Source organism: Lysinibacillus sp. LK3, assembly GCF_001043675.1.
GTDB lineage: Bacteria > Bacillota > Bacilli > Bacillales_A > Planococcaceae > Lysinibacillus > Lysinibacillus capsici.
Map to the genome: position 1 here is coordinate 69,521 of NZ_LDUJ01000034.1, position 24,829 is coordinate 94,349.

General features: G+C 38.8%; 23 protein-coding genes and 2 other annotated features. All 23 genes read left to right on the plus strand.

Annotated elements, in window-relative coordinates:
* Positions 1-55 precede the first annotated feature (55 nt).
* Positions 56-1,516, plus strand: coding sequence for a glutamate--tRNA ligase (gene gltX, locus VK91_RS20610; RefSeq protein ID WP_048395543.1), 1,461 nt, complete (start codon positions 56-58; stop codon positions 1,514-1,516).
* 50 nt (positions 1,517-1,566) lie between these two features.
* Positions 1,567-1,785, plus strand: a binding site (T-box leader).
* A 61-nt stretch (positions 1,786-1,846) separates the two neighbouring features.
* Positions 1,847-3,247 carry a cysteine--tRNA ligase gene (gene cysS, locus VK91_RS20615; protein WP_048395551.1) on the plus strand — a complete coding sequence of 467 codons (1,401 nt, stop codon included), beginning with the start codon at positions 1,847-1,849 and terminating at the stop codon, positions 3,245-3,247.
* A complete protein-coding gene (locus VK91_RS20620) occupies positions 3,232-3,672 on the plus strand; it encodes a Mini-ribonuclease 3 (RefSeq protein WP_175400791.1) in 441 nt (146 codons plus the stop codon). Before cysS ends, VK91_RS20620 begins: the two co-directional genes overlap by 16 nt.
* Complete coding sequence (rlmB, locus tag VK91_RS20625; protein WP_048395555.1) at positions 3,672-4,424, plus strand: 23S rRNA (guanosine(2251)-2'-O)-methyltransferase RlmB; 753 nt, start codon at positions 3,672-3,674, stop codon at positions 4,422-4,424. Before VK91_RS20620 ends, rlmB begins: the two co-directional genes overlap by 1 nt.
* Before the next feature lie 2 nt (positions 4,425-4,426).
* Positions 4,427-4,939: an NYN domain-containing protein gene (locus VK91_RS20630; RefSeq protein WP_048395556.1), complete on the plus strand. Its 513-nt coding sequence runs from the start codon at positions 4,427-4,429 to the stop codon at positions 4,937-4,939.
* Positions 4,940-5,007: 68 nt separating this feature from the next.
* Positions 5,008-5,655 (plus strand): RNA polymerase sporulation sigma factor SigH, encoded by a 648-nt coding sequence (gene sigH / locus VK91_RS20635; protein WP_004233587.1) that lies wholly within the window; start codon positions 5,008-5,010, stop codon positions 5,653-5,655.
* Between the two features lie 77 nt (positions 5,656-5,732).
* A complete protein-coding gene (gene rpmG, locus VK91_RS22610) occupies positions 5,733-5,879 on the plus strand; it encodes a 50S ribosomal protein L33 (protein WP_004233588.1) in 147 nt (48 codons plus the stop codon).
* Between the two features lie 48 nt (positions 5,880-5,927).
* Positions 5,928-6,113 (plus strand): preprotein translocase subunit SecE, encoded by a 186-nt coding sequence (gene secE, locus VK91_RS20640; RefSeq protein WP_004233589.1) that lies wholly within the window; start codon positions 5,928-5,930, stop codon positions 6,111-6,113.
* A 358-nt stretch (positions 6,114-6,471) separates the two neighbouring features.
* Positions 6,472-7,005 (plus strand): transcription termination/antitermination protein NusG, encoded by a 534-nt coding sequence (nusG, locus tag VK91_RS20645; protein ID WP_048395557.1) that lies wholly within the window; start codon positions 6,472-6,474, stop codon positions 7,003-7,005.
* 229 nt (positions 7,006-7,234) lie between these two features.
* Entirely contained in the window at positions 7,235-7,660 is a 426-nt protein-coding gene (gene rplK, locus VK91_RS20650; RefSeq protein ID WP_004233593.1) for a 50S ribosomal protein L11, read from the plus strand.
* A gap of 116 nt (positions 7,661-7,776) precedes the next feature.
* On the plus strand, positions 7,777-8,475 hold the full coding sequence (rplA, locus tag VK91_RS20655) for a 50S ribosomal protein L1 (protein ID WP_004233594.1): 699 nt from the start codon (positions 7,777-7,779) through the stop codon (positions 8,473-8,475).
* Positions 8,476-8,528: 53 nt separating this feature from the next.
* Positions 8,529-8,674, plus strand: a sequence feature (ribosomal protein L10 leader region).
* A gap of 32 nt (positions 8,675-8,706) precedes the next feature.
* Positions 8,707-9,207: a 50S ribosomal protein L10 gene (rplJ, locus tag VK91_RS20660; protein ID WP_004233596.1), complete on the plus strand. Its 501-nt coding sequence runs from the start codon at positions 8,707-8,709 to the stop codon at positions 9,205-9,207.
* Between the two features lie 73 nt (positions 9,208-9,280).
* The gene (rplL, locus tag VK91_RS20665) at positions 9,281-9,640 is read left to right on the plus strand and encodes a 50S ribosomal protein L7/L12 (protein WP_004233598.1); all 360 of its coding nucleotides are present in this window, start codon (positions 9,281-9,283) and stop codon (positions 9,638-9,640) included.
* 76 nt (positions 9,641-9,716) lie between these two features.
* A complete protein-coding gene (locus tag VK91_RS20670) occupies positions 9,717-10,319 on the plus strand; it encodes a class I SAM-dependent methyltransferase (protein WP_036077767.1) in 603 nt (200 codons plus the stop codon).
* Positions 10,320-10,561: 242 nt separating this feature from the next.
* Complete coding sequence (gene rpoB, locus VK91_RS20675; RefSeq protein WP_197078741.1) at positions 10,562-14,137, plus strand: DNA-directed RNA polymerase subunit beta; 3,576 nt, start codon at positions 10,562-10,564, stop codon at positions 14,135-14,137.
* A gap of 202 nt (positions 14,138-14,339) precedes the next feature.
* Positions 14,340-18,023 carry a DNA-directed RNA polymerase subunit beta' gene (gene rpoC, locus VK91_RS20680; RefSeq protein WP_048395560.1) on the plus strand — a complete coding sequence of 1,228 codons (3,684 nt, stop codon included), beginning with the start codon at positions 14,340-14,342 and terminating at the stop codon, positions 18,021-18,023.
* Between the two features lie 138 nt (positions 18,024-18,161).
* Positions 18,162-18,410, plus strand: coding sequence for a ribosomal L7Ae/L30e/S12e/Gadd45 family protein (locus tag VK91_RS20685; protein WP_004233607.1), 249 nt, complete (start codon positions 18,162-18,164; stop codon positions 18,408-18,410).
* A 99-nt stretch (positions 18,411-18,509) separates the two neighbouring features.
* Positions 18,510-18,929, plus strand: coding sequence for a 30S ribosomal protein S12 (gene rpsL / locus VK91_RS20690; protein WP_004233609.1), 420 nt, complete (start codon positions 18,510-18,512; stop codon positions 18,927-18,929).
* Positions 18,930-18,973: 44 nt separating this feature from the next.
* Positions 18,974-19,444, plus strand: coding sequence for a 30S ribosomal protein S7 (gene rpsG, locus VK91_RS20695; RefSeq protein WP_004233610.1), 471 nt, complete (start codon positions 18,974-18,976; stop codon positions 19,442-19,444).
* A 42-nt stretch (positions 19,445-19,486) separates the two neighbouring features.
* Entirely contained in the window at positions 19,487-21,565 is a 2,079-nt protein-coding gene (gene fusA / locus VK91_RS20700) for an elongation factor G (protein ID WP_048395562.1), read from the plus strand.
* A gap of 136 nt (positions 21,566-21,701) precedes the next feature.
* Complete coding sequence (tuf, locus tag VK91_RS20705; protein ID WP_004233614.1) at positions 21,702-22,889, plus strand: elongation factor Tu; 1,188 nt, start codon at positions 21,702-21,704, stop codon at positions 22,887-22,889.
* A gap of 164 nt (positions 22,890-23,053) precedes the next feature.
* Complete coding sequence (locus VK91_RS20710; RefSeq protein WP_048395586.1) at positions 23,054-23,728, plus strand: response regulator transcription factor; 675 nt, start codon at positions 23,054-23,056, stop codon at positions 23,726-23,728.
* 15 nt (positions 23,729-23,743) lie between these two features.
* Positions 23,744-24,760 (plus strand): sensor histidine kinase, encoded by a 1,017-nt coding sequence (locus VK91_RS20715; protein ID WP_048395564.1) that lies wholly within the window; start codon positions 23,744-23,746, stop codon positions 24,758-24,760.
* The last annotated feature ends 69 nt before the right edge of the window (positions 24,761-24,829 follow it).

A 24,829-nucleotide genomic window follows, 5' to 3' on the forward strand; every position in this document is an offset into this window, starting at 1 on the left:
AGTGGTAAAATGAACAAAGTCAATTTTTGATCGAAAATTTAGGAGGCTTTTAATTATGACGAAAGAAGTTCGCGTTCGTTACGCGCCATCTCCAACAGGTTATTTACATATCGGTGGAGCGCGTACAGCATTATTCAATTATTTATATGCAAAACATCATAACGGTAAATTCATTGTACGTATTGAAGATACGGATATTGAACGTAATGTAGAGGGCGGAGAAGCATCTCAGCTAGATAACCTAAAATGGTTAGGTATTGAATATGATGAGTCCATTGATATTGGTGGACCTTATGCGCCTTATCGTCAAATGGAACGTCTTGATATTTATAAAGAGCACGCTGAAAAACTATTAGAACAAGGTGTAGCCTACAAGTGTTTCTGTTCTTCTGAAAAGCTTGAAGCATCTCGTGAAGAACAAAAAGCAAGAGGTGTAGCTGCTCCTACTTATGATGGTACATGTCGCCACTTATCAGCAGATGAAATCGCTGCTAAAGAAGCGGCAGGTGAGCCATACACAATCCGTATGCGTGTACCTGAAAATGTAACATACGAATTTGAAGATTTAGTTCGTGGACAAGTTACCTTTGAGTCTAAAGATATTGGTGATTGGGTACTTGTAAAAGCAAATGGTATTCCAACATATAACTATGCAGTTGTTTTAGATGATCACTTTATGGAAATCTCTCACGTTTTCCGCGGTGAGGAGCATTTATCGAATACACCAAAGCAAATGATGATTTTTGATGCATTTGGTTGGGAATATCCACGCTTTGGACATATGACATTAATTATTAACGAAAACCGTAAAAAACTATCTAAGCGTGATGAATCGATTATTCAATTTGTTACGCAATATAAAGATTTAGGTTATCTTCCTGAAGCGATGTTTAACTTCTTTGCGCTACTTGGTTGGTCTCCAGAGGGAGAAGAAGAGATTTTCTCAAAAGAAGAATTTATCAAAATGTTTGATGAAAAACGTCTTTCAAAATCACCATCTATGTTCGATAAACAAAAGCTAACATGGATGAATAATCAATATATTAAAAAGTTGTCTTTGGAAGAAGTTGTAGCTTTATCTTTACCACATCTACAAAAAGCAGGCTTATTACCTGAAGAGCTTACTGCAGAGCAACATGCTTGGGCGACGGATTTAATCGCACTTTATCATGACCAAATGAGCTTTGGTGCAGAAATTGTCGAATTATCTAGCCTATTCTTTAACGACCATATTGAATATGATGAAGAAGCAAAAGAGGTTTTAGCAGGAGAGCAAGTACCTGAAGTAATGGCGGCATTTAAAGCACAATTGGAAGAGCTAGAAGAGTTTACACCAGATGCGGTAAAAGCTGCGATTAAAGCTGTACAAAAGACAACTGGTCATAAAGGTAAAAATCTGTTCATGCCAATCCGTGTTGTGACAACAGGTGAAACACATGGACCAGAGTTGCCGAACGCCATTTGTTTAATTGGTAAAGAGAAAGCAATTGACCGTGTAGAAAAATTTGCACAATAAAGATAAATTTATTGACAATTCATTCTTTCGTTGTAAAATGTATTTACATTGAAAAAGCGTTGATAAGGAGAAGTAAGTGGCGCATGCTCTTAAGAGAGGACCATCATCGGCTGAAAGTGGTCTGAGCCTAGGCAAAACTGAAATGCACCTTTGAGCATAAAGCTGAACGAGAGTAGGCTTTATCGAGTCATCCCCGTTAATGGATGTCCAAAGTGGAAGACCTTTTGTCTTCAATCAGAGTGGAACCACGCAAATCGAGCGTCTCTGTCATTCCTTTTAGGAGTGATAGAGGCGCTTTTTTTATTCAACAGAAAAGGAGAGTGAAATACAATGGGTATTCAAATTTTTAACTCATTAACACGACAAAAGGAAACCTTTGTACCGCTAGAAGAGGGCAAGGTAAAAATGTATGTCTGCGGTCCTACGGTTTATAACTATATCCATATTGGGAATTCACGTCCTGTAATTGTTTATGATACAGTACGTCGTTATTTTCAGTATAAAGGCTATGATGTAAAGTTTGTTTCCAATTTTACGGATGTAGACGATAAAATTATTAAAGCAGCAAATGAGCTTGGTGAAGAAGTACACGAATTAACAGAGCGTTTTATTGCAGCCTATTTTGAAGATGTTACAGCACTGGGATGCAAAAAGGCAGATGTTCATCCACGTGTGACAGAGCATATGGACGATATCATTCAATTTATTCAAGTGCTAATTGAAAAGGGCTACGCTTATGAGTCTGCAGGAGATGTGTATTACCGTACTCGTAAATTTGATGGCTATGGTAAATTATCACACCAATCAGTTGACGATTTAAAAATCGGTGCTCGTATTGAAGCGGGCGAGAAAAAAGATGATGCGCTAGATTTTGCTTTATGGAAAGCTGCTAAGCCAGGTGAGATATTCTGGGAAAGCCCATGGGGAGATGGCCGTCCAGGGTGGCATATTGAGTGTTCTGTAATGGCTCGTGAACATTTAGGAGATACTATTGATATTCATGCTGGTGGGCAGGATTTAACTTTCCCTCACCACGAAAATGAAATTGCTCAATCAGAGGCACACAATGATAAAACATTTGCGCGTTATTGGATGCATAACGGGTATATTAATATTGATAATGAAAAGATGTCCAAATCTCTTGGGAATTTTATTCTTGTGAATGATATCCGTAAACAAATTGACCCGCAGATATTGCGTTTCTTCATGCTATCTGTCCATTATCGTCATCCAATTAACTTTGCGAAGGACCTAGTAGAAGCTGCTGCGTCAGGTTTAGAGCGCATTCGTACAGCATACAACAATGTGAAGCATCGCCTTACGACTACTGTAAGCTTAGGTGATCATTCAGAAGAATGGCTGAACAAAATTGCGGAACAGAAAGCGCATTTTGAAGAGGCAATGGATGATGATTTTAATACAGCCAACGCTATTTCTGTATTATTTGAAGTAGCTCGTATTGCTAATATTTACTTAAATGAAGCCAATACTTGCAAGAAGGTATTAGAAACCTTTATTGAAACCTTTGAAGTACTAGGCGACGTCTTAGGTATTGAATTTGCAAAAGAAGAAGAACTATTAGACGAAGAAATTGAAGCATTACTACAAGAGCGCGTCGAGGCACGTAAAAATCGTGATTTTGCTCGCTCTGATGAGATCCGTGACCATTTGCAAGCCCAAGGTATCATTTTAGAAGATACACGACAAGGAACTAGATGGAAACGAGGGTAATTAAGTTGGATAAACTTCGCAATGAAGATGTTAAACAATTAAAAGCGCTGGCGTTAGCCTATATGGGTGATGCCGTATTGGAACAAAAGGTCCGAGAATATTTGCTACGCTCTGGTCGTGTTAAACCAAACACACTACATCGAGAGGCAACTCGCTACGTCTCAGCAAAAGCGCAATCGATGATCGTTCATCGCATGATGGATGAAAATTATTTAACAGAGGAGGAATTGGCTGTGTTCCGCCGTGGACGCAATGCCAAATCCGGCTCTGTACCAAAAAATACGGATGTCCAAACCTATCGTAATAGCTCAGGCTTTGAGGCGGTGCTTGGTAGTTTATATTTATTAAATGAACTAGAACGCGTCTACGAAATCATTGCATATGCTATTCAAATAATCGAGGAATCAAAAGGAGTGTCTAAATAATGGCAGAACAGAATGGTGAAATTATTGCCGGTAAAAACCCAGTGTTAGAAGCACTTCGTTCAGGCCGCGATATGAATAAAGTATGGATTGCAGAAGGAGTAAAAAAATCTGGCGTCAATGAACTGCTAGATTTAGCCCGTGAACGTGGTGTCATAGTTCAATTTGTCCCAAAAAAGAAAGTTGATCAATTATCAAGTGCTAATCATCAAGGTATCGTTGCTTCTGTTGCCGCTTATAAGTATGCTGAACTAGAGGATTTATTTGCAGCCGCAGCTAATAAACAGGAAGATCCTTTTTTCTTAATCTTAGATGAGTTAGAGGATCCTCATAATCTAGGGTCTATTATGAGAACGGCTGATGCTATAGGAGCACATGGTATTATTATTCCTAAGCGCCGATCAGTGAGTCTAACAGCAGTAGTGGCAAAGGCATCTACAGGAGCGATTGAACACGTTCCAGTTGTACGTGTAAACAATCTTGCTCAAACTATAGATGAATTAAAAGAACACGGTGTATGGATTGCAGGGACAGATGCAAAGGGATCTGCAGATTATCGAAAAATGGATGCAACATTACCATTAGCCATCATTATCGGTAGTGAGGGCAAAGGGATGGGGCGTTTATTAAAAGAAAAATGCGATTTTTTATATCACTTACCGATGGTTGGGCATGTCACATCACTGAACGCATCAGTAGCAGCGGCTTTATTAATGTACGAAGTGTATCGTAAACGTCAAGAAGCGATTGAATAACAATGAAAAACATTTTGCTTGTTGATGGCTATAATATGATTGGATCTTGGAAAGAGCTGCGGCCATTGCGTGATACAAATTTTGAGGATGCGCGAAGAAGGTTGATAGAACTCATAGCTGAATATAAAGCAGCAATGGGTTGGCGCGTAATTATTGTTTTTGACGCCCATCTTGTACCAGGAGTAGAGCAATCTTATATAGAAAATGATGTAGAAGTCATTTATACACGAAAAAATGAAACAGCAGATGAACGTATTGAAAAAATGACACATGAATTAAAGGCTAGAAATGTACAAATTCATGTAGCAACTTCTGATATGGCAGAGCAAAGTGTTATATTTGGGAATGGTGCCTTAAGGAAATCGGCTAGAGAGCTAGAAATTGATACAAGTATTATCCAACATAAAATTACTCATGATGTGAAGCGGAAGCAAGAAAGTAAGCCGCCTTCTCGTATAGAATTAAAACCAGATGTTGCGCTCGCCTTTGAAAAATGGCGACGAGGGTTGAAATGATTGATTGACGCATATTTTCCAATTCCGTTATACTGTTTCTAATTATCTGTTGTGGCTGAGGTGATACCATGTTTAAAAATAGCATTGTACAAGTGACACAAGATTTTGAACGATTCAATGATGAAGAGCTTATTGAAATGGTGCATCAAGGTAATACAGATGCGTTGGATTATTTAATTACAAAATACCGTTTGTTAGTAAGAGCGAAGGCAAGATCCTATTTTTTAATCGGAGCAGATAAGGAAGACATTGTACAAGAGGGCATGATAGGCTTATATAAAGCGATTCGTGATTTTAAAGGAGATAAGCTTGCATCATTCAGAGCTTTTGCAGAGTTATGTATTACAAGACAGATTATCACTGCTATTAAAACAGCAACTAGGCAAAAGCATATACCTCTAAATTCCTATATCTCTTTGGACAAGCCTATATTCGACGAAGAGTCAGACCGAACGCTTATGGATGTACTAACGGGTGCTATTATGGATGATCCAGAAGAATTGATGATTCATAGAGAAGAGTTTGGATATTTAGAAGAAAAGATGAGTGAGATTTTAAGTGAATTAGAGCTACAAGTTTTAGCCTTATATCTAGACGGTCAGTCTTATCATGAAATTTCTGCCAAATTAAATCGTCATGTGAAATCTATCGATAATGCATTGCAGCGGGTAAAACGTAAATTAGAACGTCATTTAGTCCTTGAGGAAATGTCTTAGCCCATTTAGGCCTTTATTGACATTGACAAATATAGGTGTTAGTCTTAAAAAGACAAAGTGCCGAAAAAGGTGATTATATGGCAAAAAAAGTCGTGCTAAATTGTGAGAAATGTGGTTCGAGAAATTACACGTTCCCAGCTAAAGAAGGTTCAACTGTACGTCTCGAATTAAAGAAATTTTGCTCGCATTGCAATGAACATACAATGCATAAACAAACGCTATAAAATGATATGTAAATAGACAGATTTGATTGATTCGGAGGTTAAGCTAGAATGGGCAAGATCAAAAGCTTTTTCAGCGATGTAATGTCAGAAATGCGCAAAACAAGCTGGCCGAAAAGTAAAGAACTGACGAAATATACAGTCGTTGTAATTTCAACTGTTGTCATTATGGCTTTATTTTTTGTGTTAGTTGACTTAGGTATTTCATCATTATTCCGCTGGTACTTAGATTTATAATTTAGTAAATAGCATATTTTTGAAATAGCCCGTCCATTGCAATAACGGGTTTTTTCGTTTGTTTTATCTTCATTCATTCAGCAGAAAACCCCATCTAATGGGATCGGTGGGATGGGTGAAGTGAAGCGCAAAGCAGTAAAATCTCCTCATTATGATAAATACTACTAGGAGAGTATGATAGTAGCGATAGATGACTATGCTAGTTTCGGTATATATCATCGAGCTTTCGCAAGTAATTAGCGAAAGCTATATTTTTCTAATGAGATGTTTGTGAAAAGAGTAAAAATGCATTGAGCGTATCGCGATTCATTTTCACTTTTATTTGTAAGGGAGGGACGGACGAGGAGTCCTAGTAGTTATGGAGAAAAATTGGTATGTTGTTCATACGTATTCAGGGTATGAAAACCGTGTAAAAGCAAACCTAGAGAAACGTGTAGAAACAATGGGAATGCAAGATAAAATCTTCCGTGTGATTGTTCCTGAGCATGAAGAAACAGAAATGAAAGATGGAAAAAAACGTACAATGATGCGTAAAGTTTTCCCTGGTTATGTGTTAGTAGAGTTAATCATGACAGATGATTCTTGGTATGTAGTTCGAAATACGCCTGGTGTTACGGGCTTTATCGGTTCATCTGGTGGAGGAGCAAAACCAACACCGTTATTACCTGAAGAAGCAGATCGTTTACTACAACAAATGGGTATGACTGATAAAGTTGTAGAAGTGGACATTTCTGTTGGTGAAGCAGTAGAAGTATTAGAAGGGCCGTTTGCTCATTTCCAAGGACGTGTTGAAGAAATTGACACAGAAAAAGGTAAAATTAAAGTGACGGTTGATATGTTTGGTCGCGAAACGATTATGGAGCTAGATTTCGAACAAGTTCAAAAATTATAGTTCTAACATTAGAACATTACATGCTAATTGGTAGATGTTTCGCAGATTTTGTTAATTACTACTTGCTTAAAAAAATTAAAAGTGGTATCATTTCATAGGTCAGACTGTCATACTTTTGTTTGACGTCTGTAATGATAATTTTAATGTTATCGGCACTTAGCTGACAGACAGATATTGAGTGGGAGGGGCAACCCAATTACCACATCACGGACTTAAGGAGGTGTGTCTCGTGGCTAAAAAAGTTATTAAAGTTGTTAAACTTCAAATCCCTGCTGGTAAAGCTAACCCAGCTCCACCGGTTGGTCCTGCATTAGGTCAAGCGGGTGTGAACATCATGGGATTCTGTAAAGAATTTAATGCGCGTACTGCTGATCAAGCTGGTCTTATTATCCCAGTTGAAATTTCAGTATTCGAGGATCGTTCTTTCACTTTCATTACAAAAACTCCACCTGCAGCAGTTCTACTTAAAGTAGCAGCTGGTATCCAATCTGGATCTGGTGAACCAAACCGTAAAAAAGTGGCAACGGTTAAACGTGATAAAGTTCGCGAAATCGCTGAAACTAAAATGCCAGACCTTAACGCTGCTTCAGTAGAAGCTGCTATGTTAATGGTTGAAGGTACTGCACGAAGCATGGGTATTGTTATCGAAGACTAATCCCATTTACTTGATGTTTTGTTTTTTGGAAGGTTGCGAAGTTTCTTTGTGAACACGCAACCTTTATTCGTGGGAGGTAAAATCCGCTATAACCACAATCAAGGAGGAAATATATAATGGCTAAAAAAGGTAAAAAACTGCAAGATGCAGCAAAATTAATTGATCGTAACGCACTTTACACTGCACAAGAAGCAATCGAACTTGCTCAAAAAACTAGCACAGTAAACTTCGACGCTACTGTAGAAGTTGCTTTCCGCTTAGGTATTGATACTCGTAAGAACGACCAACAAATCCGTGGTGCAGTAGTACTACCAAACGGTACTGGTAAAACTCAACGTGTATTAGTATTTGCAAAAGGTGAAAAACTTAAAGAAGCTGAAGCAGCTGGTGCTGACTATGTAGGCGATGCAGAATACATCCAAAAAATCCAACAAGGTTGGTTTGACTTCGATGTAATCGTAGCAACTCCTGACATGATGGGTGAAGTTGGTAAACTTGGTCGTGTATTAGGGCCTAAAGGTTTAATGCCAAACCCTAAAACTGGTACAGTTACTTTTGATGTAACAAAAGCTATCGAAGAAATCAAAGCTGGTAAAGTAGAATACCGTGCTGATAAAGCTGGTATTATCCACGCTCCTATCGGTAAAGTTTCTTTCTCAGCAGAAAAATTAGTAGAAAACTTCTTAGCTGTTTTTGATGTAGTTCAAAAAGCAAAACCTGCTGCAGCTAAAGGTACTTACATGAAATCTGTAAATGTTACAACTACAATGGGTCCAGCGGTTAAAATTGACGCTTCTAACGTAGTAGTAAAATAATTTATATATATGTATTGACGATAGTGGCTATACGTGATACTATAGTTGCTGTTGTGAATTATCCATTTGTACCGTAGACAGTAGGAGTGACTTGTCACTTAATGTTCCTACCGAGGACATCGGAATTCAGATTCTTATTTAAAGATGATGACTTTCAGCCTCTGTGTCTATTTGACTCGGAGGCTTTTCTTTTGTCGGTATAAATGACCCATTCTAATAGGAGGTGTCATCATGAGCAAAGCAATCGAAAACAAACAAGTACAAGTTCAAGAGATTACTGAAAAATTCCAAGGCGCTGCTTCTGTAGTAGTTGTGGATTACCGTGGTCTTAATGTTGCACAAGTAACAGAGCTTCGTAAACAACTTCGTGAAGCTGGCGTTGAGTTCAAAGTTTACAAAAACACTTTAACTCGTCGTGCTGCTGAAGCTGCTGGCCTTGAAGGAATCAACGACGTATTAGTTGGTCCTAACGCAATTGCGTTCTCAAATGAAGATGTTGTAGCGCCTGCTAAAATCATCAACGAGTTCGCTAAGAAAAACGAAGCTTTAGAAATTAAAGCTGGTATTATTGAAGGTACTATTTCTTCTGTTGAAGATGTTAAAGCACTTGCAGAACTTCCATCACGCGAAGGTCTACTTTCTATGCTTTTATCTGTACTTCAAGCTCCAGTGCGTAACTTCGCACTTGCAACAAAAGCTGTTGCAGAACAAAAAGAAGAACAAGGCGCGTAATTTAAGACGCACTAATACTTCTGCGGCCTGATCGCAAAAAAATAAAACATTATCCAATTAGGAGGAAATTATAATGAATAAAGAGCAAATCTTAGAAGCTATCAAAGCTATGACAGTTCTTGAATTAAACGATTTAGTAAAAGCTATCGAAGAAGAATTCGGTGTAACAGCTGCTGCTCCAGTAGCAGTAGTTGCTGGTGGTGCTGCTGCAGCTGAAGAAAAAACAGAATTTGACGTAGTATTAGCATCTGCTGGTGCAGAAAAAATCAAAGTAATCAAAGTGGTTCGTGAAATCACTGGTTTAGGTCTTAAAGAAGCTAAAGAAGTAGTAGATAACGCTCCTAAAGCTCTTAAAGAAGGCGTTTCTAAAGATGAAGCTGAAGAAATCAAAGCTAAACTTGAAGAAGTTGGCGCATCTGTAGAAGTTAAGTAATCTCGCGTTACTTTTTAACAAAAGGAAAGCTCGTCATTTTGGCGAGCTTTTTTCTTCATTCTGAGGAGGCGTGAAAATGTCAGATCACTATTATACAAGTAAGCCTCAAACTGAAAGTAAACCACGTCACTGGACATTCAAGTTACTAGGGCATACGTTTTCATTCGAAACGGATGCAGGTGTATTTAGTAAAAGCGAAGTAGATTTTGGATCCCGTGTTTTAATAGACGCTTTTCAAATGCCTGATATTGATGGTGCGATTTTTGATGTAGGTTGTGGATACGGGCCGATAGGGTTATCGATTGCCAAAACTAATCCAGACCGTACCGTTTTTATGATGGATATTAATGAACGTGCAGTTGCGCTTTCGCAAAAAAATGCGCAAGTGAACGGTGTTCAAAATGTGCGAATATTTGTGAGTGACGGCCTATCGATGGTTGATAAAGATGTAGATGCAGCAGCTATCTTAACGAATCCACCAATTCGTGCGGGGAAGGAAACGATTTTCCGCTTTTACGATGGAGCTTACGATCGGCTAGTGTCTTCGGGTGAACTCTGGGTAGTCATTCAGAAGAAACAAGGAGCGCCATCGACAGTAAGTTACTTAGAAGAAAAGTTTTCAGAAGTCGATGTAGTAGAAAAGAAAAAAGGGTACTGGATAGTACGCGCAAAAAAATAAATGAAATATGTATAATTTATTGACTTGACAAATCGGCTATGATAATATGATACAATGCAAAAATATTATTTTGAGGTCGTATGCCCTTTTTGTATAGAATTGTTTTAATATGGGTATACTTGCCAAGATAAGTTTAGTTAACCGAAAATGAGATCTTTTTGAAGACTCGTTTTCTTTTTGTCTTTCGAAATCATACACTATTTGTATGATTTTGCAAAGACCTAATATCGCTTTATTGAGGGGTGAATGAGTTGACAGGTCAACTAGTTCAGTACGGACAACACCGCCAGCGTAGAAGCTTTGCGCGTATTAAAGAGGTGCTTGAGCTTCCAAATCTGATTGAGATTCAAACGGCGTCTTACGAGTGGTTCCTTGAAGAAGGTTTACGTGAAATGTTCCGTGACATTTCGCCGATCGAGGACTTTACAGGTAATCTTTCATTAGAATTCATCGATTATTCATTAGGTGAGCCTAAATATGATGTTGATGAGTGTAAAGAGCGAGATGTTACTTACGCAGCTCCATTACGTGTGAAAGTACGTCTTTACAACAAAGAAACAGACGAAGTGAAAGAACAAGATGTCTTCATGGGTGATTTCCCGTTAATGACAGAAACAGGTACGTTCATTATCAACGGTGCTGAACGTGTTATCGTTTCACAATTAGTTCGTTCACCAAGTGTGTATTACCATGATAAAACTGATAAAAACGGTAAAAAAGGCTTTGGAGCTACAGTTATTCCAAACCGTGGTGCTTGGTTAGAGTATGAAACTGATGCGAAAGACGTAGTTTATGTGCGAATTGATCGTACTCGTAAGCTACCAGTAACAGTGTTACTACGTGCATTAGGTTTCGGTTCAGATCAAGAAATTATCGATATTATCGGTGATAACGAGTATCTACGTAATACGTTAGAAAAAGATAACTCTGAAAGTACAGAAAAAGCGCTTTTAGAAATCTACGAACGTTTACGTCCAGGTGAGCCACCAACAGTAGAAAGTGCGAAGAGTTTATTATACTCTCGTTTCTTCGATGCTAAACGTTATGATTTAGCGAATGTTGGTCGCTACAAAATGAATAAAAAGCTTCACATTAAAAATCGTTTATTCAACCAAACGATTGCTGAAACGCTTGTAGATCCAGAAACAGGCGAAATTTTAGTAGAAAAAGGTACAGTACTAGATCGTCGTACTTTAGATAAAATTCTACCTTACCTAGAAGATTCATCAAAAGGTATTGGTTACCGCACTTTATCACAAGTCGGTGGAGTGCTTGAAGATGATGTAACCATCCAATCTATTAAGATTTATGCTCCAAAGGATGAAGCTCAAAAAGAAATTAATATCATTGGTAATGCGTACATTGATGAAGAAGTGAAGAATATTACACCTGCTGATGTTTTATCTTCAGTAAGCTATTTCTTTAACTTACTTTACCAAGTAGGTGCAACAGATGATATTGACCATTTAGGTAACCGTCGCCTACGTTCTGTTGGTGAGTTACTACAAAATCAATTCCGTATCGGTTTATCTCGTATGGAACGTGTAGTACGTGAGCGTATGTCAATTAATGACACAGCTGCGATCGTACCACAACAATTAATCAATATCCGTCCAGTGATTGCGTCGATTAAAGAGTTCTTCGGAAGCTCTCAATTATCACAATTCATGGACCAAACAAACCCATTAGCAGAGTTAACGCATAAACGTCGTCTATCTGCATTAGGTCCTGGTGGTTTAACGCGTGAGCGTGCTGGCTTCGAAGTACGTGACGTTCACTACTCTCACTATGGTCGTATGTGTCCGATCGAGACACCAGAGGGTCCAAACATTGGATTAATCAACTCATTATCTTCATTTGCCAAAGTTAATAAATTTGGCTTCATTGAAACACCTTATCGTCGTATTGACCACGAAACAGGTCGAGTAACAGAGCAAATTGATTATTTAACAGCTGATGAAGAAGATAACTACTATGTAGCACAAGCAAATTCACCGTTAAATCCAGATGGTACTTTTGTAAATGATGAAGTAGTAGGTCGTTTCCGTGGTGATAACACGGTATTCAATAAAGCGCAAATGGACTACATGGATGTATCTCCTAAACAAGTTGTCTCTGCAGCGACTGCATGTATACCGTTCTTAGAAAACGATGACTCGAACCGTGCACTTATGGGTGCCAACATGCAACGTCAAGCAGTTCCACTACTTAACCCAGAAGCACCATTCGTTGGTACTGGTATGGAACATGTTGATGCGCGTGATTCAGGTGCAGCTGTAGTAGCGAAGTATGATGGTATTGTTGAGCACGTTGAAGCTCGCTCTATCCATGTACGCCGCATTGAAGTTGTAGACGGCAAAGAGGTTAAAGGCGATTTAACAAAATATAAATTACAGAAGTTCATTCGTTCTAACCAAGGTACTTCATATAACCAACGTCCACTTGTAAAAGTAGGCGAACGTGTGAAACCTCGTGACATTTTAGCAGATGGTCCATCAATGGAAAAAGGCGAACTAGCTCTTGGACGTAACGTACTGGTTGCATTCATGACTTGGAACGGCTTTAACTATGAGGATGCTGTTATTATGAGTGAGCGCCTTGTAAAAGACGATGTCTATACATCTGTTCATATCGAAGAATATGAATCAGAATCTCGTGATACAAAGCTTGGACCAGAAGAAATCACTCGTGATATTCCAAACGTCGGAGAAGATGCACTTCGTAACCTAGACGAACGTGGTATTATCCGTATTGGTGCGGAAGTACGTGACGGTGATATTCTTGTTGGGAAAGTAACGCCTAAAGGGGTTACAGAATTAACTGCTGAAGAGCGTTTATTACATGCAATCTTCGGTGAAAAGGCTCGTGAGGTTCGTGATACTTCATTACGTGTACCACACGGTGCTGGCGGTATCATTCTTGATGTTAAAGTATTTAACCGTGAAGATGGCGATGAATTACCACCAGGTGTTAACCAATTAGTTCGTGCTTATATTGTTCAAAAACGTAAAATTCGTGTTGGGGACAAAATGGCCGGACGTCATGGTAACAAAGGGGTTATCTCTCGTATCTTACCAGAAGAAGATATGCCATTCATGCCAGATGGCACGCCTGTTGATATCATGTTAAATCCACTTGGTGTACCTTCCCGTATGAATATCGGACAAGTTTTAGAGTTACACTTAGGTATGGCTTCTCGTTATCTAGGCGTTCACATGGCAACACCAGTATTTGATGGTGCTAATGAAGAAGACGTTTGGGAAACAATGGAAGAAGCTGGGATGAACCGTGACGGTAAAACAATCCTGTATGATGGACGTTCTGGTGAACCATTCGATAACCGTGTATCAGTAGGTATCATGTATATGATCAAACTTGCTCACATGGTTGATGATAAACTTCATGCACGTTCAACTGGTCCTTACTCACTTGTTACGCAACAACCACTTGGTGGTAAAGCGCAATTTGGTGGACAACGTTTTGGTGAAATGGAGGTATGGGCACTTGAAGCTTATGGTGCTGCGTATACACTTCAAGAAATCTTAACGGTTAAATCTGATGACGTTGTTGGTCGTGTGAAAACATATGAAGCCATCGTTAAAGGTGAAAGTGTACCAGAGCCAGGTGTTCCTGAGTCATTCAAAGTATTGATTAAAGAACTTCAATCTCTTGGTATGGATGTTAAGATGTTAACAGTTAATGATGAAGAAGTAGAGCTTCGCGATTTAGACGAAGAAGACGATCTTCAGCCAGCTGATGCACTTAACATTGCACCACAGCCAGATACAGAAGAAGAGCCAGTAGAGTCTTTTGAATAATGGAAAACCAAATTCACAAATGTGAATATGGTCAAACTTATTTTTCAAATTAGCCGGGCAGGATTTAACGCCCTGCCTGGCTTTTTCTTTTAATAAATCATTCTATTTCTAATCCTTTGCCAAAGAGGCAATCTTTGCAAACGATTATCGAGCTGCGTAAAAGAGTCTTTATAAAGACCTATACTAGAGGGAGGTAGGCTCCTTGATAGACGTTAATGAATTTGAATATATGAAAATTGGTTTAGCATCACCTGACAAGATTCGTTCTTGGTCATATGGAGAGGTTAAAAAACCTGAAACAATTAACTACCGTACACTAAAACCAGAAAAAGATGGTTTATTCTGTGAGCGTATTTTTGGTCCAACTAAGGACTGGGAGTGTCACTGTGGGAAATATAAACGTGTACGCTATAAAGGCGTAGTTTGTGATCGTTGTGGCGTTGAAGTAACACGTGCTAAAGTTCGTCGTGAACGTATGGGACATATCGAATTAGCAGCACCAGTTTCTCATATCTGGTACTTCAAAGGTATTCCTAGCCGTATGGGTCTAATTTTAGATATGTCACCTCGTGCTCTTGAAGAAGTTATCTATTTCGCTTCATACGTTGTGATCGATGCAGGTGCTACTAATTTAGAAAGTAAACAATTACTATCTGAAAAAGAGTATCGTGCATACCGTGAAAAATTCGGTAATACATTCGAAGCATCAATGGGTGCAGAAGCAATCAAAAAATTATTAGGTAAAATCGACCTAGAAGATGAAACGCAATCTTTAAAAGAGGAGTTAAAATCTGCTCAAGGTCAAAGACGTACTCGTGCCATTAAACGTCTAGAAGTTGTTGAATCTTTCCGTAACTCAGGAAACTCACCTGAATGGATGATTCTAGATGTACTACCTGTTATTCCACCAGAGCTTCGTCCAATGGTGCAATTAGATGGTGGTCGTTTCGCGACTTCAGATTTAAACGATTTATACCGTCGTGTAATTAATCGTAATAACCGTTTAAAACGTTTATTAGATTTAGGTGCTCCGAGCATCATCGTACAAAATGAAAAACGTATGTTACAAGAAGCTGTTGATGCATTAATCGATAATGGTCGTCGTGGACGTCCTGTAACAGGTCCTGGTAACCGCCCGTTAAAATCACTTTCACATATGTTGAAAGGTAAACAAGGTCGTTTCCGTCAAAATCTACTTGGTAAACGTGTTGACTACTCTGGTCGTTCGGTTATCGTAGTAGGTCCAAACTTAAAAATGTACCAATGTGGCTTACCAAAAGAAATGGCTATCGAATTATTCAAGCCATTCGTTATGAAAGAATTAGTAGAGCGTGGTCTTGCTCATAACATTAAATCTGCTAAACGTAAAATCGAACGTTTAAATAACGACGTATGGGATGTTTTAGAAGATGTTATCCGTGAGCATCCAGTATTACTAAACCGTGCACCAACGCTTCACCGTCTTGGAATTCAAGCATTTGAACCAACACTAGTTGAAGGTCGTGCTATTCGTCTTCACCCATTAGTATGTACAGCCTATAATGCTGACTTCGATGGTGACCAAATGGCGGTTCACGTACCATTATCAGCTGAAGCTCAAGCTGAAGCTCGTCTTCTAATGCTTGCTGCACAAAACATCCTGAATCCAAAAGACGGTAAACCTGTTGTAACACCTTCTCAAGATATGGTATTAGGAAACTACTACTTAACACTTGAACGTGAAGGCGCACGTGGTGAAGGTACTGTTTTCTATGGTCCAAATGAAGTTTTAATTGCCTATGATACAGGTCATGTACACTTGCATACACGTATCGCAATTAAAGCAAGTTCATTAAATAATCCGACATTCACTGAAGAACAAAATAATATGTTCTTATTAACAACTGTCGGTAAAGTAATCTTTAATGAAATCTTACCGGAATCATTCCCTTATATTAATGAGCCAACTGATTTCAACTTAGAGCAAGTAACACCAGAAAAATACTTTGCTAAGTTAACAATTGATGAAGAAACACTTAAAGAGCTTGAATCAGATAGTGCTTATAATAATTTAGATGAAAAAGGGAAAATTGATGCACAACGTACAGCTGTATTGCGTAAATACTTTGCATCAGTACCTGTTGTAAACCCATTCCGTAAGAAATTCTTAGGAAATATCATTGCTGAAGTATTTAAACGTTTCCACATTACGGAAACATCTAAAATGCTTGACCGTATGAAAAACCTAGGTTTCAAATATTCAACACGTGCAGGTATTACTGTAGGTGTATCTGATATCGTGGTATTACCTGATAAAGGTGAAATTTTAGCAGAAGCTCAAGAGAAAGTAGATAAAGTTCAAGCGCAATTCCGTCGTGGTTTCATTACTGAGGATGAGCGTTATGATCGCGTTATTTCAAGCTGGAGTGCTGCAAAAGATGAAATTCAAGCGAAGCTGATGAAGTCACTTGAGAAAACAAACCCAATTTTCATGATGTCTGATTCAGGTGCCCGTGGTAATGCATCTAACTTTACTCAGCTAGCTGGTATGCGTGGTCTGATGGCCAACCCAGCTGGTCGTATTATCGAACTTCCAATCAAATCTTCATTCCGTGAAGGTTTAACAGTATTAGAGTACTTCATCTCAACTCACGGTGCTCGTAAAGGTCTTGCCGATACAGCACTAAAAACTGCCGATTCAGGTTACTTAACGCGTCGTCTTGTTGACGTTGCACAAGATGTTATCGTTCGTGAAGATGACTGTGGTACTGACCGTGGCTTAACGATTGGTGCATTAATGGAAGGCACAGAGTTAATTGAAGCTCTAGATGAACGTATTGTTGGTCGTCATACGAAGAAAACAATCTTCCACCCTGAAACTGGTGAAGTAATTCTTGCAAAAGACGGTTTAATCGACCAAGATATCGCTCGTGCAATTATCGAGGCTGGTATTGAAGAAGTGACAATCCGTTCAGCATTTACATGTAATACAAAACACGGCGTTTGTAAAAAATGTTACGGCATGAACTTGGCGACAGGTGAGAAGGTTGAAGTTGGGGAAGCAGTTGGTATTATTGCGGCTCAATCAATCGGTGAACCAGGTACACAGTTAACAATGCGTACATTCCATACAGGTGGGGTTGCCGGTGATGATATTACACAAGGTCTTCCACGTATCCAAGAGATCTTTGAAGCACGTAATCCAAAAGGTCAATCTGTTATTTCAGAAATTGCTGGTACGGTTTCAGATATCACAGAAATTCGTGAAGGCTTAAAAGAAATTACAATTCAAGGTGACGTAGAAACTCGTAAGTATCAAGCACCTTATAACGCACGTTTGAAAGTTATCGAAGGTGATAATGTAGAACGTGGTCAAGTTTTAACAGAAGGTTCTATCGATCCAAAACAATTGCTAAAAGTCAAAGACGTTTCAACTGTTCAAGAATATTTATTAAAAGAAGTTCAAAAAGTATACCGTATGCAAGGGGTAGAAATTGGGGATAAACACATTGAGGTAATGGTTCGCCAAATGCTTCGTAAAGTGCGTGTAATTGAAGCTGGAGATACAGAATTACTACCTGGCTCATTACTAGATATCCACCAATTCTCAGAGGCAAACGTAGACGCTGTTATGAATGGCAAAAACCCTGCAACTTGTCGCCCTGTTATCCTTGGTATTACAAAAGCTTCTCTTGAAACAGAATCATTCTTATCTGCAGCATCGTTCCAAGAAACAACACGTGTGTTAACAGATGCAGCAATTAAGGGTAAACGTGACGAACTTCTTGGATTAAAAGAGAACGTAATTATCGGTAAACTTGTTCCTGCAGGTACTGGTATGCAACGTTATCGTCAAATCCGCATCGAAAAAGATGAGCTTGACACAGAAGTCGTTTCTGCTGAATAAACATTAAATTAGGCCGAAGAGATGCATATTTTCATCATCTCTTCGGACTTTTTCAAGATATTAGTTGACAGTGTAAATGAGTAATGATAATATATTGAAGGTTGATAGTTAACTGTCTGTACTTCGGAGGATATGTAAATGTCTTATGATAAAGTAAGGGCTAGTCAAACAATCATAGGTACAAAGCAAGCAGTAAAAGCAATGCGAGCTGGTTCAGTGAAAGAACTTTTTGTGGCACTTGATGCAGACAATTGGGTAACCGATTCGGCCATATCTTTCGCGAGAGAAATCGGTATACCAGTTATTCTTGTTGAGTCCAAAAAGGAACTGGGCAAAGCCTGTGGAATCCATGTTGGAGCTGCGGTAGTTGCGATTACTGTAGAGTAGTTTTTGTGTAAAATGCACAAAGACTTTGTTTTTACCCAAAAAATGAACCACCTGGATGTGTGGTATTAAAAAAAGAAGGAATGAAGGGAGGAAAAATCGATGCCTACAATTAACCAATTGGTACGTAAGCCTCGTAAATCTAAAATCACGAAATCAAATTCACCAGCGTTAAACAAAGGATATAACTCATTTAAAAAATCTTTAACTGATGTTAAATCTCCACAAAAACGTGGTGTTTGTACTCGTGTAGGTACAATGACGCCTAAAAAACCAAACTCAGCGTTACGTAAATACGCTCGTGTACGTTTAACTAACCAAATCGAGGTTACAGCGTACATTCCTGGTGAAGGCCACAACTTACAAGAGCACAGTGTTGTTCTTATCCGTGGCGGTCGTGTAAAAGACTTACCGGGTGTTCGTTACCATATCGTTCGTGGTGCTCTTGATACTGCTGGTGTAAACGGTCGTATGCAATCACGTTCTTTATACGGTACAAAACGCCCTAAAGAAAAAAAATAATTTAAATCCCACTATATATTTACTCAATGAAAGGAGGAAAACACATGCCTCGTAAAGGTCCTGTTTCCAAACGTGACGTGTTACCAGATCCAATTTATAATTCAAAACTAGTAACTCGTTTAATCAATAAAATGATGATTGATGGTAAAAGAGGTACTTCTCAAAAGATTTTATACGGTGCGTTCGAACTAGTTAAAGAACGTTCTGGTCAAGATCCAATCGAAGTATTCGAAGCTGCTCTAAATAACGTAATGCCAGTTCTTGAAGTACGTGCTCGCCGTGTTGGTGGTTCTAACTACCAAGTACCAGTTGAAGTACGCCCAGAACGTCGTACAACTTTAGGTCTTCGTTACCTAGTTAACTATTCTCGTCTTCGTGGTGAAAAAACTATGGAAGAGCGTTTAGCTAACGAAATCCTTGATGCTTCTAACAACACTGGTGCATCAGTTAAGAAACGTGAAGATATGCACAAAATGGCAGAAGCGAACAAAGCATTCGCTCACTACCGTTGGTAATCTAAACATAGCATAAGCCCAATATGGAAGGAGAAATACCTAATGAAACGCGAATTCTCACTAGAGAATACTCGTAATATTGGGATCATGGCTCACATTGATGCTGGTAAAACAACAACAACTGAGCGTATCCTTTATTACACAGGTAAGATTCACAAAATCGGTGAAACTCATGAAGGCGCTTCTCAAATGGACTGGATGGAGCAAGAGCAAGAACGTGGTATCACAATCACTTCTGCTGCGACAACAGCTCAATGGAAAGGCAACCGCGTAAACATCATCGATACTCCTGGACACGTAGACTTCACTGTAGAAGTAGAACGTTCTTTACGTGTACTTGACGGCGCAGTAACTGTACTTGATGCTCAATCTGGTGTTGAACCTCAAACAGAAACTGTATGGCGTCAAGCTACAACTTACGGTGTACCACGTATCGTATTCATTAACAAAATGGATAAAATGGGTGCAGACTTCCTATATTCTGTAGGTACTTTACACGAGCGTTTACAAGCAAATGCTCATCCAATCCAATTACCAATTGGTGCGGAAGATGAGTTCAAAGCAATTATTGACCTAGTTGAAATGGATGTAACTTACTACGATAACGAAGAAGGTACAGCATTACGTGAAGGTCAACCAATTCCTGAAGAATTCCAAGCGCAAGCTGAAGAATACCGTGAGAAGTTAATCGAAGCAATCGCTGAAGTTAACGAAGAAATCATGGAAAAATACTTTGCTGGTGAAGAAATTACAAAAGAAGAGCTTAAAGCGGCTATCCGTAAAGCGACAATCGCTGTAGAATTCTACCCAGTAATCTGTGGTACAGCATTCAAACACAAAGGTGTTCGTAAAATGCTTGACGCAGTTATCGATTACTTACCATCACCAGTTGATGTACCAGCTATTAAAGGTACAACTCCAGATGGTGATGAAACTGAACGTCCATCATCAGACGAAGCGCCATTCTCAGCTTTAGCATTTAAAGTTATGACTGACCCATTCGTAGGTAAATTAACGTTCTTCCGTGTGTACTCTGGTGTTCTTGAATCAGGTTCATACGTACAAAACTCTTCAAAAGGTAAACGTGAACGTGTAGGTCGTATCCTACAAATGCACGCTAACAGCCGTGAAGAGATTTCAAAAGTATTTGCTGGTGATATCGCAGCTGCTGTAGGTCTTAAAGATACAACAACTGGTGACACTCTTTGTGAAGAGAAAAACCTTGTTATCCTTGAGTCTATGGAGTTCCCAGAACCAGTTATCTCTCTTTCTGTAGAACCAAAATCAAAAGCTGACCAAGATAAAATGGGTCAAGCTTTACAAAAACTACAAGAAGAAGATCCAACATTCCGTGCACATACAGACCAAGAAACTGGTCAAACAATTATCTCAGGTATGGGTGAGCTTCACCTTGATATCTTAGTTGATCGTATGCGCCGTGAATTTAAAGTAGAAGCTAACGTAGGTGCTCCAATGGTATCTTACCGTGAAACATTCCGTGGCTCTGCTCAAGTTCAAGGTAAATTCACTCGTCAATCAGGTGGTCGTGGTCAATACGGTGACGTATGGATCGAGTTCTCTCCAAATGAAGAGGGTAAAGGCTTTGAATTCGAAAATGCTATCGTTGGTGGTGTAGTACCACGTGAATATATTCCAGCAGTAGAAGCAGGTCTTCGTGACTCGCTTGACCGCGGTGTAATCGCTGGTTACCCATTAATCGACATCAAAGCGAAATTATTCGATGGTTCATACCATGATGTTGACTCAAACGAAATGGCATTTAAAATCGCTGCATCTATGGCACTTAAAGCTGCTGCATCAAAATGTAGTCCAGTTCTTTTAGAGCCTATGATGAAAGTTGAAGTTGTAATTCCTGAAGAATATCTTGGTGATATCATGGGTAACATCACTTCTCGCCGTGGTCGCGTAGAAGGTATGGAAGCTCGCGGTAACGCTCAAGTTGTTCGTGCGATGGTTCCACTTTCAGAAATGTTTGGATATGCAACAACTTTACGTTCTGCAACGCAAGGTCGTGGTGTATTCTCAATGGTATTCGATCATTATGAAGAAGTACCAAAATCAATCTCTGAAGATATCATCAAAAAAAATAAAGGTGAATAATTGAAATTTCATCTTGCATAAAGTATAACTAATTTGTAAGCTATGATTGCAGGATAGGGGATGGGCCCGTTCTCTATCAGCATTCATTCTATAAATTTTAAATCTAAAACATACAATTTTGAGGAGGCAATCTCTAATGGCTAAAGAAAAATTTGACCGTTCTAAAACGCATGCTAACATTGGTACAATCGGACACGTTGACCATGGTAAAACTACTTTAACTGCTGCAATCGCTACAGTTCTTTCTAAAAAAATGGGTGGTACAGCTAAATCTTACGCTGATATCGATAACGCTCCAGAAGAAAAAGAACGTGGTATCACAATCAATACTTCTCACGTAGAATACGAAACTGAAACTCGTCACTATGCACACGTTGACTGCCCAGGACACGCTGACTATGTTAAAAACATGATCACTGGTGCTGCTCAAATGGACGGCGGTATCTTAGTAGTATCTGCTGCTGACGGCCCAATGCCACAAACTCGTGAACACATCCTTTTATCTCGTCAAGTAGGTGTTCCATACTTAGTAGTATTCATGAACAAATGTGATATGGTTGACGACGAAGAATTATTAGAATTAGTAGAAATGGAAATCCGTGATCTACTATCTGAATATGACTTCCCAGGTGACGATATTCCTGTAATCAAAGGTTCTGCTCTTAAAGCTCTTGAAGGTGAACCAGAATGGGAAGAAAAAATCGTTGAATTAATGGACGCTGTAGATTCTTACATCCCAACTCCAGAACGTCAAACTGACAAACCATTCATGATGCCAGTAGAGGACGTATTCTCTATTACTGGTCGTGGTACAGTTGCAACTGGCCGTGTTGAACGTGGTCAAGTTAAAGTTGGTGACGTAGTTGAAATCATCGGTATCGCTGAAGAAGCTAAATCTACTACTGTAACTGGTGTAGAAATGTTCCGTAAATTATTAGACTATGCTGAAGCTGGTGACAACATCGGTGCTTTACTACGTGGTGTTGCTCGTGAAGAAATCCAACGTGGTCAAGTATTAGCTAAACCAGGTTCAATTACTCCACACACTAACTTCAAAGCTGAAGTTTACGTATTATCAAAAGAAGAGGGTGGCCGTCATACTCCATTCTTCTCTAACTACCGTCCTCAGTTCTACTTCCGTACAACTGACGTAACAGGTATCTGTAACTTACCAGAAGGCGTTGAAATGGTAATGCCTGGTGATAACATCGAAATGACAGTTGAACTTATCGCTCCAATCGCTCTTGAAGAAGGTACTAAATTCTCTATCCGTGAGGGTGGCCGTACTGTAGGCGCTGGCGTAGTTGCTTCTATCCAAAAATAATTTTAGCTCTTGCTAATTCCAAACCAATCTGTAGGGACGCCTACAGATTGGTTTTTTGTGTTAAAATAAAGAAAAATTAGAGTTTTAATTAGTGTATGTGTACATAACCACAAGCATGTCCTCTAGCGTAAATAATTAAAGGGAAAGGGGAACTGAGTATGGACATGAAAATTTTGCTGATTGAAGATGATCCTTCTATTTTTAGCATGATTCAAGAACGTTTTGAGCAGTGGTCACTTAACGTGGTGGGACCTAAAAATTTTCAGAAGGTGATGGATGACTTTATAGAGGAGAAGCCCCATCTCGTGCTAATTGATATTCAATTGCCTGCCTATGACGGCTTTCATTGGTGTCGTGAAATTCGTCATTTATCCAAAGTGCCAATCCTTTTTCTTTCTTCCCGAGATCACCCGATGGATATGGTGATGGCTATGCAAATGGGGGCTGATGATTTTATTCAAAAGCCTTTTCATATGGAAGTTTTACTCGCAAAAGCACAGGCTATTTTACGTAGAACCTATGATTACGTTGAAGAAAAAATGGATGTTACACGTTTTAACGATGCCATAATTGATTATGCGAGAAGTGAAATTATGTATAATGGTGCCATTGCTTCTTTAACAAAAAATGAACTTTTTATTTTAAGAATATTAGTGGAGCAGGCTAATCATATCGTTTCAAGAGACGAGCTAATGAGAAAACTATGGGATGACGAACGTTTCGTAAACGATAATACTTTGTCTGTAAACGTTAATCGGTTACGTGCAAAGCTAGAGGATATTGGTTTACATGAGGTAATACTAACAAAAAAGGGACTTGGTTATATGGCAGTAAGCTGAGGGATGTGAGGGAAATTGTTATTATTATTTGTTAGAGAACGCTTTGCTTGGATAGGATTTTTTATTTTTACTCTGATAATTCTAAATGTGCTATTTTCTTTAGATGTTGGTTTAAATGGAGTTTCTATTTGGTATGTAAACGTTAGTTTACTTGTATGTTTTATACTCTTTTTTTGGTGTCGCTATGTCATCGAAGTTGGGAAATTAAAAGATTTCCTGGGAAATATGGATAGCCACCTTGATGATGCACATAGAAATAGTTTAGCTTTATCTCCTTTTCAAGAAGTATACTTTCGAAAAATGGAGGATGCCTTTTTTGAAAAGAATTTAGAGTTAAATCAAGCCAAAGTGCAGATACAGGAACATTCTGATGAACTATTAGCTTGGGTCCATGAAGTAAAAGCACCTTTAACTGCCATTAATTTAATGTTTGAACATATTGAGGATTTACAGCTACGTCGAAAATTAGAGAATGAATGGCTAAGACTACATCTTTTGGTTGATCAACAACTGCATCAAACAAGATTATGCGCTATTGAAAAAGATAATTATTTAAATGAGATTGAACTGAAGCCCATTATTTATAAAGAAATCCGAGCTATGCAAGCTTGGTGTCTTGAAAAAGGCATTGGCTTTGAAATTGGTGAACTGACAGAGATGGTTATGACAGATGGCAAGTGGCTAGCTTTTATTATACGACAAATTCTTTCGAATGCCATCAAGTATAGCCCAGTAAATTCTGAGATAACAATCTTTACAGAACATGATTCTACAGGTGCTACATTACTACATATTAAAGATATAGGTAGGGGTATACCTTTAGACGATTTACCTAGGATTTTTCAAAAATCTTATACAGGAACAGCGGGAAGGGAATCCTCTCAATCTACAGGTATGGGTCTCTATTTAGTATCTAATGTAGCCCATAAAATTGGTATTCGTATTAATGTTCAATCTAAAGTTGGTGAAGGCTCGCTATTTACACTACGTTTCCCCTTACAAAATGAATATGCGAAACTAACAGGTAGATGACGAAAATGTCACCTACCTTTTTATATTGTCATGTAAAACGCACGAATGATTAGGTTTGACAGGGTACAC

Excerpts from the sequence above, each read along its gene's own strand:
- rplL (WP_004233598.1), top strand. The coding sequence starts at position 9,281 with ATGAATAAAGAGCAAATCTTAGAAGCTATCAAAGCTATGACAGTTCTT.
- rplA (WP_004233594.1), top strand. The coding sequence starts at position 7,777 with ATGGCTAAAAAAGGTAAAAAACTGCAAGATGCAGCAAAATTAATTGAT.
- nusG (WP_048395557.1), top strand. The coding sequence starts at position 6,472 with ATGGAGAAAAATTGGTATGTTGTTCATACGTATTCAGGGTATGAAAAC.
- VK91_RS20620 (WP_175400791.1), top strand. The coding sequence starts at position 3,232 with ATGGAAACGAGGGTAATTAAGTTGGATAAACTTCGCAATGAAGATGTT.
- rlmB (WP_048395555.1), top strand. The coding sequence starts at position 3,672 with ATGGCAGAACAGAATGGTGAAATTATTGCCGGTAAAAACCCAGTGTTA.
- tuf (WP_004233614.1), top strand. The coding sequence starts at position 21,702 with ATGGCTAAAGAAAAATTTGACCGTTCTAAAACGCATGCTAACATTGGT.
- rplJ (WP_004233596.1), top strand. The coding sequence starts at position 8,707 with ATGAGCAAAGCAATCGAAAACAAACAAGTACAAGTTCAAGAGATTACT.
- rpmG (WP_004233588.1), top strand. The coding sequence starts at position 5,733 with ATGGCAAAAAAAGTCGTGCTAAATTGTGAGAAATGTGGTTCGAGAAAT.
- gltX (WP_048395543.1), top strand. The coding sequence starts at position 56 with ATGACGAAAGAAGTTCGCGTTCGTTACGCGCCATCTCCAACAGGTTAT.
- rpsG (WP_004233610.1), top strand. The coding sequence starts at position 18,974 with ATGCCTCGTAAAGGTCCTGTTTCCAAACGTGACGTGTTACCAGATCCA.
- VK91_RS20685 (WP_004233607.1), top strand. The coding sequence starts at position 18,162 with ATGTCTTATGATAAAGTAAGGGCTAGTCAAACAATCATAGGTACAAAG.
- fusA (WP_048395562.1), top strand. The coding sequence starts at position 19,487 with ATGAAACGCGAATTCTCACTAGAGAATACTCGTAATATTGGGATCATG.
- sigH (WP_004233587.1), top strand. The coding sequence starts at position 5,008 with ATGTTTAAAAATAGCATTGTACAAGTGACACAAGATTTTGAACGATTC.
- VK91_RS20710 (WP_048395586.1), top strand. The coding sequence starts at position 23,054 with ATGAAAATTTTGCTGATTGAAGATGATCCTTCTATTTTTAGCATGATT.
- secE (WP_004233589.1), top strand. The coding sequence starts at position 5,928 with ATGGGCAAGATCAAAAGCTTTTTCAGCGATGTAATGTCAGAAATGCGC.
- VK91_RS20670 (WP_036077767.1), top strand. The coding sequence starts at position 9,717 with ATGTCAGATCACTATTATACAAGTAAGCCTCAAACTGAAAGTAAACCA.
- VK91_RS20630 (WP_048395556.1), top strand. The coding sequence starts at position 4,427 with ATGAAAAACATTTTGCTTGTTGATGGCTATAATATGATTGGATCTTGG.
- cysS (WP_048395551.1), top strand. The coding sequence starts at position 1,847 with ATGGGTATTCAAATTTTTAACTCATTAACACGACAAAAGGAAACCTTT.
- rpsL (WP_004233609.1), top strand. The coding sequence starts at position 18,510 with ATGCCTACAATTAACCAATTGGTACGTAAGCCTCGTAAATCTAAAATC.